Below are 14,864 nucleotides of genomic sequence, written 5' to 3'. Positions count from 1 at the left end.
CCACCCGGAGGATCGCCCGCGGATTCCGCAACTTCGAGAACTACCGCATCCGTTCACTGCTCTCCGCCGGCGGCCACCGACACTACCGGACTTAGGACAACCTCACCACGCCAGAATCCGTAGAGCCGGGAATCGAGGCTCGGCCGCCACGGCCGAGCGGCCGGGACGCGGACAGGCAGCGGGGTGGACTACGGCGCCCGCGTGACCAGCCCGCCGGTGGCGGCATCGGCCGAGGACAGGACGGTGGCCGTGCGCGCGATCAGCTGCTGCATGGCCTGCGCGGCACGGGTCAGGGAGACATCGTTGCGGTGGGCCAGGCTGATTGTCCGCGACAACCCGGGATCGGTGAGCCGCACCGAGCACAAGCGCGGCCGATCGAGCATGACCATGGCCGGGACCACCGCGACCCCCAATCCGCGTTCCACGCAGCGGAGCACTGCATCCATTTCCGATCCTTCCAGGACCACGTTCGGGGCGAGCCCCGCCGCATGGAACGCCTGCATGGTTACCTCCCTCAGGTCGTAGCTCTGGTGGTAGGTGATCTGCGGAAGTTCCGCCAGTTCGGCGAGCGTCAGGGAGGTGCGACCGGCAAGGTGTGGATTGTTCGCCGAGGCGACGACCACCAGCTCCTCGGTGAGCAGCGCCGTGCGCTGCAGGCTGGCGGTCGGGGCCGTGCGGTCCTCCGAGGTGACGATGAGCGCGAGGTCCAGGCTGCCCCCGGCGAGCTCGTCGAGCAGGCCGCGGGACCCCTGTTCGGTCAGGTGCAGGGCGATGCCCGGGTAGGCCGCATGAAACGAGGTCAGCACATCCGGGACCAGGCTCACGCACAATGTCGGGGTGGCACCGATCCGCACCCGGCCCATTTTCAGCCCCGCGAGTTCCTGCATCTCGTGGCGGACGGTTTCCGCATCGGCGAGCATCCGTTTGGCCAGGGGGAGCAACGATTCCCCGGCATCGGTGAGTGTGATGTTGCCCCGGGCCCGGTGGAAAAGCTCCGCTCCGAGATCCGATTCCAGGGTGGAGATCTGCCGGCTCAGCGAGGGCTGGGCCAGGTGCAGAAGTGCGGCGGCACGGGTGAAATGGCCGGTGCGTGCGACCTCCACGAAGCTTTGGAGCTGTTCCAGGTTCATGGTCGATAGCGTATATGTATTGAAACGACTCGAACAATTCATTGGACGGATCAAGAGCAAGTTCCTAGCGTTGAAGACATGAGTGCAACAGCAACGAAAGAACAACAGATTTCCACCACCGTCCTGGTCATCGGCACCGGAGGATCGGGTCTGCGGGCAGCCATCGAGCTGGCCGAAATGGGGGTGGACGTGCTCGCCGTGGGCAAGCGCCCGCGCAATGACGCCCACACCTCGCTTGCGGCCGGCGGCATCAACGCGGCCCTCGGAACCATGGACAAGGACGACAGCTGGCAGCAGCACGCCGCCGACACCATCAAGGAAAGCTACTACCTGGCCAATCCGCACACGGTCGAAATCGTCGCCCGCGGTGCGGCCCAGGGAATCGGCGACCTGGAACGCTACGGCATGGGCTTTGCCCGGGAGGAGGACGGGCGGATCTCCCAGCGGTTCTTCGGCGCCCACACCTTCCGCCGCACGGCCTTTGCCGGCGACTACACCGGCCTGGAAATCCAGCGCAGCCTGGTGAACCGGGCCGAACAGCTGCAGATCCCGATCCTTGATTCGGTCTACGTCACCCGGCTGCTGGTGAAGGACAACCAGGTCTTCGGCGCCTATGGCTTCGACATCAACACGGGCAAGCGCTACCTCATCCACGCCGACGCGGTGATCCTGGCAGCCGGAGGCCACACCCGCATCTGGCGCCGGACGTCCTCGCGCCGCGACGAGAACACCGGGGACGCCTTCCGCCTGGCCGTGGATGCCGGGGCCCGCTTGCGCGACCCCGAGCTGGTGCAGTTCCACCCTTCGGGCATCATTGAACCCGAAAACGCCGCCGGCACGCTGATCTCCGAGGCGGCCCGCGGCGAGGGCGGCATCCTGCGCAACGCTCTGGGGGAGCGGTTCATGGACCGCTACGACCCGATCCGCAAGGAACTCTCCACCCGCGACCGCGTGGCACTGGCCGCCTACACGGAAATCAAGGAAGGCCGCGGGACCAAGAACGGCGGTGTCTGGCTGGATGTCTCGCACCTGCCGCGACAAACCATCATGGAGCGGCTGCCGCGTGTGTACCAGACCATGATGGAGGTGCAGATGCTCGACATCACCGCCGAACCCATCGAGATCGCCCCGACCGCGCACTACTCCATGGGTGGGGTCTGGGTTCGGCCGGAAGACCACAGCACCGACGTCTCCGGGCTCTACGCCATCGGAGAGGCCTCCAGCGGTTTGCACGGAGCCAACCGCCTCGGCGGCAACTCGCTGATCGAGTTGCTGGTCTTCGGCCGCATCGTCGCACGTGCCGCGGCCAGGTACTCGGCGTCGCTGGTTTCCCAGCCGCGCTCAGCCGAGGCGCTTGCCCACGCCCGGGCGGAGATCGACGACCTGCTCGCGGCGGAGGGACATGAAAACGTACGGGAGCTGCAGCGCGCCATCCGCAACATGATGACCGACCATGCCGGCGTGGTCCGGGACGAGGAAGGTCTGCTGGCAGGGCTCGCCAAGCTCGACTCGATCGAGGAACGCATGGAGCACGTGGGGATCCATCCGGACATTGCCGGATTCCAGGACCTGGCGCATGCCTTCGACCTGATGGGCTCGGCCCTGGCTGCCCGAGCCACCCTCGAGGCGGCCATCGAACGCCGGGAGACGCGCGGCTGCCACAACCGCAGCGACTACCCCGAAACGGACCCCTCGTTGCAGGTCAACCTGGTCTGGTCCCCGACCGGCGGCGTGGTGCACGAGGAGATCCCGGCGATCCCCGCGGAGATCTCCGCCCTGATCACGGAGGTCTCTTCGGTGGGGAAACTGGTCGAGTAGGTCTGGCGCCCTCCGGGCGGGCCCCCTCGGCGGCACCTTGCGTGCAGGAAGCTGGCCAGAATCGTGTGCAGGCACGACAATGAAGCGTGGGGGAGCCCCGAGGTTGGCACTCCGGAAGGGGAACGGCATGGAGAACGTCATCGAGGTGCAGGGCATGGCCAAGCGTTTCGCACACCGCGAGGCGCTGCGCGGCATCGACTTCGAGATCCCTCGCGGCAGCGTCTTCGGGGTGATCGGGCCCAACGGGGCCGGCAAGACGACCGCCATGCGCTGCCTGCTGGACATCATCAGGCCCACGGCCGGCCAGGTGCGGGTGCTGGGCACCGATCCGCGACGGGCAGGCCCGGAGATCCGCCGCCGCATCGGGTACCTCCCGGGCGAACTCGCCCTGGAACGGCGGATCACCGGGCGAAGGATGATGGCACACTTTGCCGCCATCAGCGGGCCGGTGGCCTCCGGCCGCATTGAGGAACTCGCCGCACGCCTGGGACTTGACCTGGACCGGCAGTCGCGCAAGCTCTCCAAGGGCAACAAGCAGAAACTCGGACTGGTTCAGGCATTCATGCACGATCCCGAGCTGCTGATTCTCGACGAACCCACCTCCGGCCTGGACCCGCTGATGCAACGGGAATTCCTCGGCATGGTCGAGGATGCCCGTGGGCGCGGGCAGACGCTCTTCCTGTCCTCCCACATGATCGGGGAGATCGAACAGGCGGCGGACCGCGTGGCGATCCTGCGCGACGGATTGATCGTGCGCACCGCCACGGTCGAAGAGCTGCGGGCAGGTGCCCGTCGCCGGCTGCGCGTCCTGGCAGCCACGGAACCCGAGACACTTGCCGCGGCGCTGGAGCCGCTCCCCGGCCTGCAGCTGCTGGACACCGAACGGCTCGGCGAACGGCTCGGCGCACTCGAGGCGAGATTCTCCGGCGAGGTCGGTGCGCTCCTGCACGCCCTGGCCGGGGTCGAGGTGCTCGACCTGGTTCTTGAGGAGCCGGACCTGGAGGAAGCGGTGCTCGAGCTCTACGGTTCCCTCCCCGGGAACGGACGCCATCGCGCGGGGGAGCCGCGGCCATGACGCCCGCCGCCCGCCGCCCGGTCCTGCCGCTGATGGGCAAGGCACTGCTGGATACCTGGCGTTCCACGCTCGTCTGGGCCCTGGTGCTTGTGTCCGTGCTTGCGCTCTACCTTCCGCTCTATCCGTCCATGGCCGGACCGGAAATGGAGAAATTGCTCGCCTCCCTGCCCGAGGAGCTGATCCGGGCCCTGAACTACGACCAGATCGCGACGGGCGCCGGTTACGCCCAGGCGACCTTCTTCGGCCTGCTGGGATTCATGCTCTCCTCGGTTGTGGCCATCGGCACCGGGGCGGCGGCCATCGGCGAGGACGAGGACGCGGGCCTGCTCGAACTCACGCTTGCCCACGGGGTGACGCGTACCCAGGTGGTCCTGGAACGGTCCCTGGCGCTGCTGCTGCGCATGGCCTTCCTGATGGTGGTGATCTACGCGGGGGTGCTGGCGCTGAACGGGCCCTCGGAGCTGGGACTTGACGCCGGAATGCTCTTCCAGGCGGTGGCGCAGTTCCTGCTGCTGGTGCTGCTCGGCGGCACCGCGGCGCTGCTGGGCGGGGCCGTGGGCGGGCACCGGACGCACGGCACCGCGGCCGGCGCCCTGGTGGCGGTCGGGGGTTACATGCTCAACGCGCTGGGCAACCAAGGCACGGACCTGGAATGGATGCACGCCTTCTCCCCGTACCATTGGGCGCTCGGCGGGCAGCCCGTGGCAAACGGCATCGACTGGAGCGCGTTTTGGGGACTGGCGGGCCTGAACATCGTCTTCGTTGCACTCGCCGTCGTCGCGCTGCGCCACCGCGATATCGGGGGCGCCTAGCTGCGGGATCCGGGCTTCCGCGATTGACACAGTCCGTTGACAGCTTCCCGACAGTTCCGGCTTATTGGCGGCGCGCATTGTTGGCAGGGAGCCGGCGGTGGATGCCGGACCACCAACTGGTGCCGCGGCCGACGCGACGGGTGCCGCCTCCGACCCGGCCACCGGCACCACGCAGTCTGCTCCCTCCGAAAGCGGCGGGCACCGCGGTGGGCACCGCGACGGGGACCCGGAAATGGCCGCGGGCCTGGCCGAGAAGCCGGGCGTCGAGGAAAGCAAGCTCAGCGAGGCCCTGGAAACGTTCAGGGAAGCCAACAAACCGGCCGAGCGCACCGGGGATGCCGCCGGGCCTGATCGTGCCCAAGGGGATGCGGCACTTGCCGAGTCCCTGGCCGAATCCCCGGGTCTCGAGGAATCCACGGTCACCGCGGCACTGGAGGAACTCCGGACGGCGGGCCAAGCCGACCGGGCGACCGTTTTGAAGTCGAAGGCCGATGCGGCGGTCAAGGACGGGACGCTCACCCGGGGCGAGCCCGGCGCCGTCACCAAGGCCATCGGGAAGGGAGTGATCGGCGGGCGCTGGCTCGCGGGACCGTCCCGAAAAGGCCAAGAGGTGGCCCCCGGAACCACCCGGGGGCCACCTCTTGGAGTAGGTGGTGGAGCCTAGAGCCCCTTGACGATGATGACGTCGAGCCGGCGCGGGCCGTGCACGCCCTCGACTCGCTCGAGCTCGATGTCGCTGGTCGCGCTCGGTCCGGAGATCCAGGTCAACGGACGGGTGATGTCCATGCGCGGCAGGGCCTCGGGCAACAGGCGCACAATCGTGGACACCGGGACCACGCACACGTGGTGGTCGGGCACCAGCGAGATTGCGCGGCGGCCCTGGTCTCCCGTGCCGTCAAGCACGATGGTGCCGGACTCGGCAATGGACACAGCCGAGCTGGTCAGCACCGCGTCGGTGGAATCCAGCTCCGGGATGCCCAATACCGCACCTGGGGTGTCGGTGCGGCGGCGCGCATCGTTTGCCGGTGCTGCCTCGCTGAGCCAGTCCTCGTTGATGCCGTGCGGCACCACAAAGCTGGTGGCGTCCTTGAGGCGTTCGGCGATGGTGGCCGCAAGCCTGGCCGAATCCACGACGTCGACGTGGGCCTTGTAGTCCTCGAGCCGGTCGACCAGCAGCTCGATGAGTTCGGCCTGGGGCATGTCCGAGGTGGTGCGATACTCGCGGGGGATCGGCTCCGCGGTGGGTGCATCGCGCAGGGCGGAGGTGATGCGGGAGAGGATTTCTTCCTTGGCGCTCATCGTGGTTACTTCTCCTGCTCGGTCGTGGCTGCTGCGGGCTGGTGGTCTTTCTTCCACCAGTCGCGGAAGGACTGCGCCGGGGGAGCCGGGATGTCGCGGGACTGGGTCCAGCCCGCGGCGATGCCCGGAAGCCGCTTGATCTTCTTCTCGCGTCCGGCGGCAAGCTTGCCCAGCGGCAGGCCCTTTTCCAGCAGGCCGAGGTTCTTGCCGGAGGAGAATGCCCACTGGGCGCCCTTCATCATCAGGTCCATCTGGCTTGGCAGCTTCTTCGTCTCGCGCCTGGAATCCACGTCCTCGCCGCGCAGGTGCACCAGGATCTCGGGGATGTTGATCTTTACCGGGCAGGCGTCGTAGCAGGCGCCGCAGAGCGACGAGGCGTAGGGCAGCGAGCTGTTTTCCTCGGATTTTATGCCGGTGAGCAGCGGGGAGAGGATCGCGCCGATCGGACCCGGGTAGGTCGAACCGTAGGCATGGCCGCCGGTGCGCTCGTAGACGGGGCACACGTTCATGCAGGCCGAGCAGCGGATGCAGTTCAATGCGGTGCGGCCGTACTTGTCGGCCAGCGCGGCGGTGCGGCCGTTGTCAAGCATCACCAGGTGCACGTTCTGCGGTCCGTCGCCCTCGGTGACGCCGGTCCAGAGCGAGGTGTACGGGTTCATCCGCTCGCCGGTGGAGGAGCGCGGCAGCAACTGCATGAAGACCTCGAGGTCCTCCTTGGCCGGCAGCAGCTTCTCGATGCCCATGACGGTGATCAGGGTTTCGGGCAGGGTCAGGCACATGCGTCCGTTGCCCTCGGACTCGACGACCGCCAGGGTTCCGGAGTCGGCCAGGGCGAAGTTGGCGCCGGAGACGGCGACCTTGGCGGAGAGGAACTTGCGGCGCAGGTGTTCGCGGGCGGCCATGGCCAGCAGGCGCGGTTCATCGGTCAGGTTCGGGTCCACGTTCGGCATTTCCGCCAGGAAGATGTCGCGGACCTCGGTGCGGTTCTTGTGGATGGCCGGGACCAGGATGTGGCTGGGCTTGTCGTGGCCCAGCTGGACGATGAGCTCGGCCAGGTCGGTCTCGAAGGCGGAGATGCCCTGCTCCTCGAGGTATTCGTTGAGCCCGATTTCCTGGGTGGCCATGGACTTGACCTTGACGACCTCGGTGGTCTCTTGTTCCTTGATCAGATCCGAGACGATCCGGTTGGCCTCGTCGGCGTCGCGCGCCCAGTGGATGATTCCGCCGCGGGCGGTGAAGTTCTTTTCGAACTCTTCAAGCAGCGCCGGCAGGTTCGCCATGACCTGGTTCTTGGTTGCCGCTCCCGCATCGCGCAATTCCTCCCAATCGGGAAGCTCGCCCACGACCTTGAGGCGCTTGTCGCGGATGGTGTGGGTCGCGTGGCGCAGGTTGGCGCGCATCTGGGTGTTGCCCAGCTCGCGGTGTGCCGCGGCCGGGAACGGCTCGTCGATGTGCAGGTTGCCGTCGCCGAAGACCGGCAGGCTCGGCATTCCCATGAAGACCCCGCTCATCGCTTGCCTCCCTTTCCTACGAATACCTCGCCCGTCACGGAAACGGGTTCGGCCATGGTGCTTGCCAGGATCTCGGCAAAGTGAAGCGTGGTGGTGCTGGACTTGGTCCGTGAAAGCCCGCCGCCGATATGCATGAGGCAGGATGCGTCCCCGCCGGAGCACAGCGAGGCACCGGTGGATTCGATGTTCTTGGCCTTGTCCTCGAGCATTGCCGAGGACACATCGGCGTTCTTCATGGAGAAGGTGCCTCCGAAGCCGCAGCATTGGTCGGCCTCGGGCAGGTCGGCGACCTCGATGCCGCCGACACTCTTGAGCAGGTCCAACTGGCGGTCGCCCAGGTTCAGCGAGCGCATGCCGTGGCAGGAGGGGTGGTAGGTGACCTTGTGCGGGAAATGCGAGCCGAGCTGTTCGCCGGCATTGGTCACGCCCAGGACATCGACCAGCAGCTGGGAAAGCTCGTAGGTCTTGGCACCCACCGCCTCGGCGCGTGCCTTCAGCGCGGCGTCTCCGCAGCGTTCGGCAAGGACGGGGTGCTGGTGCTTGACCGATGCGACACAGGACCCGGACGGCGCGACGGCAACATCGTAGGTTTCGGCCTCGAAGGCCTGCACGTGGTTGGCGACCACCGGCAGTGCCTCGTCCATGTATCCGGAGTTGATGTGCATCTGGCCGCAGCAGGCCTGGCCGGAGGGGAAGATGACCTCGTGGCCAAGCCGCTCAAGGATCTTGACGGTGGCACGCGCGGTTTGCGGATACATGGCATCAACGATGCAGGTGGCGAAAAGTGCGATTTTCATTCAACGGCCCTTCCGGCGTGCTCTGCCGAGGATTTGATGTGGTCTGACCATACTAGGTCGTGATCGGGCACACGTCCAACCGGCCGTGCGGTCATTGTTCTTGTGATAAGACTCACCGACGGGCGGTTTTTTGGGCTACACTATCGTGGTCGGACCATAGTGGTCTGACCACGGATGCCCGTCGGCAGCCACCAAACACTTTCCGCGCCCCACTCCCACACGCGAAGGAATCACCAGTGGACACTTTCACACCCACGACCGATCCGCTGTCCGGAAGCATCGCGCTTTCGGCCATCGTCTCATTGCTGCCCCTGGTGACGTTCTTCGTCATGCTGGCCGTCGTCAAGGCCAAGGCGCACATCTCCGGCCTGGCCTCGTTGCTGGTGGCCATCCTGGTCGCGATCTTCGTCTTCAAGATGCCGGCGGGCATGGCATTGATGTCCGGAGCCATGGGTGCGGTGTTCGGTGCCTTCCCCGTGGTCTGGATCGTCATCATGGCGATCTGGCTCTACCAGGTCACCGTGATTTCGGGCCGCTTCGAGGACCTGCGACGCGTCTTTGACGTGATCGGCGGCGGGGACGTGCGCATCCAGTCGATCCTGATCGCCTTCTGCTTCGGCGGCCTGCTCGAGGCGCTCGCCGGCTTCGGCGCCCCGGTGGCCATCACCGCCACGATGCTGCTCGCCCTGGGCATGTCCCCGCTGCGTGCCGCCGCAGCGGTGCTGGTGGCCAACACCGCACCGGTCGCCTTTGGCGCCGTGGCCATCCCGATCACGACCGCGGCGGGCCTGACCGGGCTGGACGCCAACCACATCGGCGCCATCGTCGGGCACCAGGCACCGATCCTGGCCATTTTCGTGCCGACACTGCTGCTGTTCATCCTTGACGGCAAGCGCGGCGTGAAGGAAGTCTGGCCGGCGGCCCTGGTCATCGGTGCATCCTTCGCCGTTGCCCAGTTCTTCTGCGCCACCTACTTCTCCTACGAACTGACCGACATCGTTGCCTCGCTCGCGGGCCTGGGCGCGGCAGTGGTCTTCCTGCGCTTCTGGTCCTCGAAGGGCCGCGACGAGGCACGCGCCCGCATCCTGGTGGGCGAGGTCGCCGGGTCGGCAGGATCGAACGGCAAGTCCGCCGGCAAGATCTCGACCTACGACGAGACGGACCGCAAGCTGCAGCCCGGCCCGACATTCCTGGCGCTCTTCCCGTACCTGTTGGTCATTGTCATCTTCGGCATTGCCAAGCTCTGGACATTGGGAGCCAACGTTCCCGGCGCCCTGGCCGCCACCGACGTCAAGGTCAAGTGGCCCATGCTTTACGGGCACATCCTTGACGGCGAGGGAAACCCCGTTTCCTCGACCATCTACAATTTCCAGTGGCTCTCGAACCCCGGCACCCTGCTGCTGTTCACCGGCCTGATCGTGGCGGTCGTCTACTCGCTCAACGACGCCGGCGGCAAGTACAAGATCAAGGTCTCGGACGCAGTGGCGGAGATCGGGCGCACCATCTACAACATGCGCTGGGCCGCCACCACGATCCTGTCCGTACTCGCGCTGGCCTACGTCATGAATCTTTCCGGCCAGACCATCACCATCGGCACCTGGCTTGCCGGGACCGGGGCATTCTTCGCCTTCCTGTCACCGATCCTGGGCTGGATCGGCACAGCGGTGACCGGCTCGGACACCTCGGCCAACGCACTGTTTGCGAAGCTGCAGCAGACCGCCGGCATCAACGCCGGAATCGATCCCAACCTGCTGGTTGCCGCCAACACCTCCGGCGGCGTGGTCGGCAAGCTGATATCGCCGCAGAACCTTGCCATTGCCGCCACCGCGGTGGGCATGGAAGGCAAGGAATCGGTCATCCTGAAGAAGGTTGCCGGCTGGTCGGTGGGCATGCTGCTGATCCTGTGCGTGCTGGTCTACCTGCAGTCCACCCCGATCCTGGGCTGGATGCTGCCTACCCCGTAAGGGTGCCGGCACCACCACGGTGCTGGAACAGCCGGGAGGTTGCCCGTGCGCCGGCGGACGGGCCGCGTCTCTTGAAGCCAGGCACGCACTAGGCTTGGAAGCATCGTTGTGTGGCCAGGGAGCCAGGCAAGAGTCGTGAGCATGGGAAAATGAAGCAGTGACTAGCAAAGCACGTACCTCGCCGCAGCCGGCCCGCGCCTATGAAACGGTCCTGAAAAGCATCGAGGCGGACCTTCGGTCCGGCAAGATCAAGATCGGCGACCAACTGCCCGGCGAACGCTTGCTGGCCGAAACCCACGGCATTTCCCGGGCCTCGGTCAGGGACGCGATCCGCATCCTCGACGCCATGGGCATGGTGCGCACCTCCACCGGTTCCGGACCAAACTCCGGGGCCGTGGTCATTTCCAACCCTGCGGTCGGACTTTCGGCAACGCTGCGGCTCCACGTGGCCTCGCGCCAGCTCTCGGTTGCCGACATCGTCGAGTCCCGCATCCTGCTGGAAACCTGGGCGGCTCAGTCCGCCGACCTGGGCAGCAACCCCGAGCGCAGTGCCGAGGTGCTTCGCCGGACGGGCGCGCTGCTTGAGGCCATGGACGAACCCGGGTTGGACCGCGAGGAATTCCACAACCTGGACGCGGAATTCCACGTACTGCTGTCCTCGCTGGCCGGCAATGCCGTGATCGAGGCCATGATGGAATCCCTGCGCCTGTCGATCAGCGACTACGTCAGCGAATCCGTGGCCAGCGACGCGGCCTGGCAGAAAATCGCCAAGGTCCTGCGCTCCCAGCACCACGGCATCCACCGGGCGGTCGCCGATGGAGACGGCTCCGCGGCCGCCCGGCTGCTGCGCGAACACATCGAGTGGTTCTTCACGGAATCGCGGCAGCTCTGACCGGCAAACCGAAAGGTCAGAGCTTGATGACCATTTTTCCGGTGTTGGCCCCGCGCATCAGGGCGATGAATGCCTCGACGGAATGGTCCAGTCCTTCGACGATGGTTTCGTCGAAGACGACCTTTCCCTGGGCGATCCAATCCGACATGTCGGCCATGAATGCCGGGTAGTGCTCGGCGTAGTTCCCCACGGTGAAGCCCTTGAGGTTCAGCCCGCGGGTGACCATGTTGCTCATGTTCCGCGGACCCGTTGGGGCCTCGGTCGAGTTGTATACGGAGATGGCTCCGCACAAGGCGCCGCGGCCGCCCGGATTGAATTCATCCAGCGCTGCTTCCAGGTGCTCGCCGCCCACGTTGTCGAAGTACACGTCGATGCCCTCCGGCGCAACATCGTGCAACTGCCCGCGAACCGGCCCGTCCTTGTAGTTGAAGGCGGCGTCGTATCCGTACTTCCCGGTCAACAGCTCAACCTTCGCGGCGCTTCCGGCGGACCCGATGACACGCTTGGCGCCCTTGAGTCGGGCAATCTGCCCCGCCGCACTTCCCACGGCCCCTGCGGCACCGGAAATGAACACGGTATCGCCGCTCTTGAGTCCGGCGATTTCGAGCAATCCGACGTACGCGGTGAAGGCCGTCATGCCCAGGATCCCGAGGTAGGCCGACAAGGGCAGGCCCGGGATGTCCCGAACCACGCGGAAATGGCTTGCTTCCCCCTGGGCAACATCTCTCCATCCGAGCTGGTGGAGCACCGGGTCTCCGACGTTGTAGCCCTCGGCGCGCGACTCGAGGACCCGCCCCACGGCCCCGCCGGTCATGACTGTGTCCAGGGCGTAGGGGGCCGCGTAGGACTTGGCGTCGTTCATGCGTCCGCGCATGTAGGGGTCGACGGAGATGAACTCGTTGGCCACCCGGATCTCGCCCTCGGCAAGGTCGGGCAGGTCCACCGTCTTGGTGGAGAAGTCCGCATCGGTGGGCCAGCCGGTGGGTCGGCTGGCGAGGTGGATCTGGGTGCTGGTGGAAATGGACATGAGGAAGGCCCTCCTTGTAGGTGGGGAATTGGGGGAAATTAGCGGGTGAAGGCCAGCAAGCCGAAAATAATGGCCAGGGCGGGCGCGGTGAGTTGGAACAATGCCGCACGGGCGAGCTTGGGCGAGGACAGGAACAGGACCAGGCCCGCCGCCACCATCGAGCCCGCGCCGGCAAAGATCAGCGTCGCTCCGGCCGTGGCCGACGATGCAAGCACCAGGGCCATGCCCGCGACCGTGATGACGGCCAGGAACAAGTTGTAGAAACCCTGGTTGAACGCCAGGGGCTTGGTCGCGCTTGCTTCGGCATCCGACTTGATCCCGAAGGTCCTGCGTGTGGACGGGCGGTCCCAACGCAGGGATTCGAGCACGAATATGTAGACATGGATTGCTGCGGCAATCCCCGCGAAGATCATGGCGGTCAACAGCATCTGGTGCGCCCCGGTTGAAAGAGTGATTGTGTAATGGTCGTTCCAATATATACTGGAATGACCGTTACACAAAGCAGGGGGCGGGCCTCATGGCCAGAACACAGGAATTCGACACCACCAAGGCGCTCGGCGATGCCCGTCTCGTCTTCTGGAACAAGGGGTTTGATGCCACGTCGATCTCGGACCTCGAATCCGCCACGGGCCTGGGCCGCTCCAGCATCTACCACGGCTTTGGTTCCAAGCGGGGTCTTTTCGACGCGGTGATCCAGGATTACATGGACAGGGTCCTGCGACCCCGTCTGGGCCTGCTGCACAGCACAACGCACCCCGGCGGGGGCGTTTCAACCTACCTGAAGTCCCTGGCGGACGCCTTGGCGAAGACCCCGGACGAAACCGCGAACCGGGGCTGCCTGCTGCTGAACACCGCGGCCGGCATCGCGGGAAGCGATGACGCGCTGAGGGTTCTGATCTACGGATACCAGATCGAGTTGCGCGACGGCGTGGCCGCCGCCCTGCGCGCGGCGGACCGGGAGCAGGCCGAGCCGCTGGTTCTCGCCCGTGCCCGAATCGTGGCCGGGATGACCATGAGCGCGCTGCTCCTGGCGCGGCTGGACCTGGCCGAGGCACTGGCCACGCTTGGCGCGGCCGAGGAGCAAGTTCGCCAATGGCTTGCTGCCGGAACTCCACCGCGGTAGGTCGGCTCCGCCTCGCGACCCCCAAGTGCCGGCTCGGAGGCAGGGCGCGGGAAACGGTCGGTGCACCACCACGGGCGCGGCCTCGGCGTCACGCCGCTGGATGTGAGCAATCCTGCCGCCGTCACGCACGCGTCGGCAAGGACTTGCCCAGTACCCTGTGAGGATGTCCGAGAAGGAAAAATCCGCAGCCGGGAACGCCGGTTCACCACCCACGCCGAGATCGGGATCCCGCGGGTTCATGGTGCTCTCGATCCTGGCGGTGGTGCTGATCGGCCTGAACCTGCGGGCCGGGATCACCAGCGCCGCACCGCTCTTCCTGGACCTGCAGGAGTTCCTGGGCTACGGGGCGTTCGTCACGGCGTTGCTGCCCTCCATCCCCACCCTGGTCTTCGCCGCGGCCGGGTTGAGCACCGCCTGGCTGGCCCGGCGCCTGGGCCTGAGCGGAACGATCCTCTTCGCACTCTGCCTGCTCAGCGTGGGGTTGGCCTTCCGCGCCTTGCCCACCACCTGGGCGTTGTTGGCCGGAACGGTGGCGGCGATGTGCGGCCTGGCGCTGTGCAACGTCTCCATGCCCTCGTTCATCCGGGAGAACTTCGCGCAGAAGACTTCGCTGATGACCGGGCTGTATACGATCACCATGTCGCTGGGGGCCACCGCGGCCTCGGCGCTGAGCGTTCCGCTGGCCCTGGCCGCGGGCTCCCCGACGCTGGGGCTGGCCACCTGGAGCATCCTTGCGGCCGCCGCGGCGCTGGCATTCCTGCCCTTCATGCTGATGGCGCGCGCCGACCGCCCGGCCGCACCGGCCACGTCGGGCATTAGCCCGTTCTCGCTGATCCGAACCAAGCGCGGCCTGGTCATCACCGGGCTCTTCAGTGCCCAGGCGATCCTGGCCTACGCCATCATGAGCTGGCTGCCCACCATCCTGATTTCCCGGTCCATGGCCGCGGCCGATGCCGGAGTCATCCTGGGTGTGCTGCAGGTGATGTCGATCCCGGCCACGATGTTCTCGCTGTGGCTGGTGAACAAGCACGGCATGCTCCGCGGGGCATTCTTCCTGACCTCGATCTCCGCGGCCGCGGGCCTGACCGGGTTGGTGTGGCTGCCGCTGTCGCTGGCCTGGCTGTGCGCGGTGGTGCTGGGCATCGGGTTCTCGATCTTCCCGCTGGTGCTGCTGGTGATCTCCTTCAGTGGCGAGAACTCCGAGGAAACCACCGCCATGAGCACCCTGGCCCAGTCTCTGGGCTACCTGGTGGCCACCAGCGGCCCCTTTGGCATGGGCCTGCTGTATTCGCTCACCGGTTCCTGGACCGTGCCGCTGGTGCTGCTCATCGGGGTCACCGGACTGATGCTTTGGCTTGGCGTGGTGGCCAGCGGCTACCGGCGGGCAGTCGTGCAGCGCGTCCCATAGCCCGCCGG

Annotated in this window: 14 protein-coding genes; 8 read left to right on the top strand and 6 right to left on the bottom strand. The window is 66.6% G+C overall.

Features of this window, described 5'->3' with window-relative positions:
* Window positions 1-188: 188 nt before the first annotated feature.
* Complete coding sequence (locus DQ353_RS13750; RefSeq protein ID WP_113763300.1) at window positions 189-1,130, bottom strand: LysR family transcriptional regulator; 942 nt, start codon at window positions 1,128-1,130, stop codon at window positions 189-191.
* Window positions 1,131-1,208: 78 nt separating this feature from the next.
* On the opposite strand from DQ353_RS13750, the gene DQ353_RS13745 reads away from it, so the two are divergent.
* The 4 genes from DQ353_RS13745 to DQ353_RS13730 all read left to right on the top strand — a co-directional run bounded on the left by DQ353_RS13745 (window position 1,209) and on the right by DQ353_RS13730 (window position 5,499).
* Window positions 1,209-2,948 carry an L-aspartate oxidase gene (locus DQ353_RS13745; RefSeq protein ID WP_113763299.1) on the top strand — a complete coding sequence of 580 codons (1,740 nt, stop codon included), beginning with the start codon at window positions 1,209-1,211 and terminating at the stop codon, window positions 2,946-2,948.
* Between the two features lie 127 nt (window positions 2,949-3,075).
* On the top strand, window positions 3,076-4,023 hold the full coding sequence (locus DQ353_RS13740) for an ABC transporter ATP-binding protein (RefSeq protein ID WP_113763298.1): 948 nt from the start codon (window positions 3,076-3,078) through the stop codon (window positions 4,021-4,023).
* Window positions 4,020-4,835: an ABC transporter permease subunit gene (locus DQ353_RS13735; protein WP_113763297.1), complete on the top strand. Its 816-nt coding sequence runs from the start codon at window positions 4,020-4,022 to the stop codon at window positions 4,833-4,835. Before DQ353_RS13740 ends, DQ353_RS13735 begins: the two co-directional genes overlap by 4 nt.
* Window positions 4,836-4,932: 97 nt before the next feature.
* Window positions 4,933-5,499 (top strand): hypothetical protein, encoded by a 567-nt coding sequence (locus DQ353_RS13730; RefSeq protein WP_113763296.1) that lies wholly within the window; start codon window positions 4,933-4,935, stop codon window positions 5,497-5,499.
* On the opposite strand, the gene DQ353_RS13725 is transcribed toward DQ353_RS13730, so the two are convergent.
* From DQ353_RS13725 to DQ353_RS13715, 3 genes are read right to left on the bottom strand one after another with little or no spacing between them, the layout of a single operon-like run.
* Complete coding sequence (locus DQ353_RS13725; RefSeq protein ID WP_113763295.1) at window positions 5,496-6,134, bottom strand: LutC/YkgG family protein; 639 nt, start codon at window positions 6,132-6,134, stop codon at window positions 5,496-5,498. The genes DQ353_RS13730 and DQ353_RS13725 overlap by 4 nt on opposite strands.
* A 5-nt stretch (window positions 6,135-6,139) precedes the next feature.
* A complete protein-coding gene (locus DQ353_RS13720) occupies window positions 6,140-7,645 on the bottom strand; it encodes a LutB/LldF family L-lactate oxidation iron-sulfur protein (protein ID WP_113763294.1) in 1,506 nt (501 codons plus the stop codon).
* Entirely contained in the window at window positions 7,642-8,442 is an 801-nt protein-coding gene (locus tag DQ353_RS13715; protein ID WP_113763293.1) for a (Fe-S)-binding protein, read from the bottom strand. The genes DQ353_RS13720 and DQ353_RS13715 overlap by 4 nt, the downstream gene beginning before the upstream one ends.
* Window positions 8,443-8,678: 236 nt before the next feature.
* On the opposite strand from DQ353_RS13715, the gene DQ353_RS13710 reads away from it, so the two are divergent.
* Both DQ353_RS13710 and DQ353_RS13705 read left to right on the top strand, forming a co-directional pair.
* Window positions 8,679-10,406 carry an L-lactate permease gene (locus DQ353_RS13710; protein ID WP_113763292.1) on the top strand — a complete coding sequence of 576 codons (1,728 nt, stop codon included), beginning with the start codon at window positions 8,679-8,681 and terminating at the stop codon, window positions 10,404-10,406.
* A gap of 157 nt (window positions 10,407-10,563) precedes the next feature.
* Window positions 10,564-11,298 carry a FadR/GntR family transcriptional regulator gene (locus tag DQ353_RS13705; protein ID WP_113763291.1) on the top strand — a complete coding sequence of 245 codons (735 nt, stop codon included), beginning with the start codon at window positions 10,564-10,566 and terminating at the stop codon, window positions 11,296-11,298.
* 16 nt (window positions 11,299-11,314) lie between these two features.
* Here the strand turns inward: DQ353_RS13705 and DQ353_RS13700 are convergent, their stop codons facing one another.
* Window positions 11,315-12,325 carry an NADP-dependent oxidoreductase gene (locus tag DQ353_RS13700; RefSeq protein ID WP_113763290.1) on the bottom strand — a complete coding sequence of 337 codons (1,011 nt, stop codon included), beginning with the start codon at window positions 12,323-12,325 and terminating at the stop codon, window positions 11,315-11,317.
* Between the two features lie 38 nt (window positions 12,326-12,363).
* On the bottom strand, window positions 12,364-12,753 hold the full coding sequence (locus DQ353_RS13695) for a DUF1304 domain-containing protein (RefSeq protein ID WP_113763289.1): 390 nt from the start codon (window positions 12,751-12,753) through the stop codon (window positions 12,364-12,366).
* Window positions 12,754-12,842: 89 nt separating this feature from the next.
* Here DQ353_RS13695 and DQ353_RS13690 point away from each other — a divergent pair, with 89 nt between their 5' ends.
* Both DQ353_RS13690 and DQ353_RS13685 read left to right on the top strand, forming a co-directional pair.
* Window positions 12,843-13,448: a TetR/AcrR family transcriptional regulator gene (locus DQ353_RS13690; protein WP_113763288.1), complete on the top strand. Its 606-nt coding sequence runs from the start codon at window positions 12,843-12,845 to the stop codon at window positions 13,446-13,448.
* A gap of 163 nt (window positions 13,449-13,611) precedes the next feature.
* Window positions 13,612-14,856, top strand: coding sequence for an MFS transporter (locus tag DQ353_RS13685; RefSeq protein ID WP_286166817.1), 1,245 nt, complete (start codon window positions 13,612-13,614; stop codon window positions 14,854-14,856).
* The last annotated feature ends 8 nt before the right edge of the window (window positions 14,857-14,864 follow it).

It is taken from the genome of Arthrobacter sp. AQ5-05 (assembly GCF_003287975.1).
In the GTDB taxonomy this organism is placed as follows: Bacteria; Actinomycetota; Actinomycetes; order Actinomycetales; family Micrococcaceae; genus Paeniglutamicibacter.
This window is presented reverse-complemented; position numbering and strand designations above follow the sequence as displayed.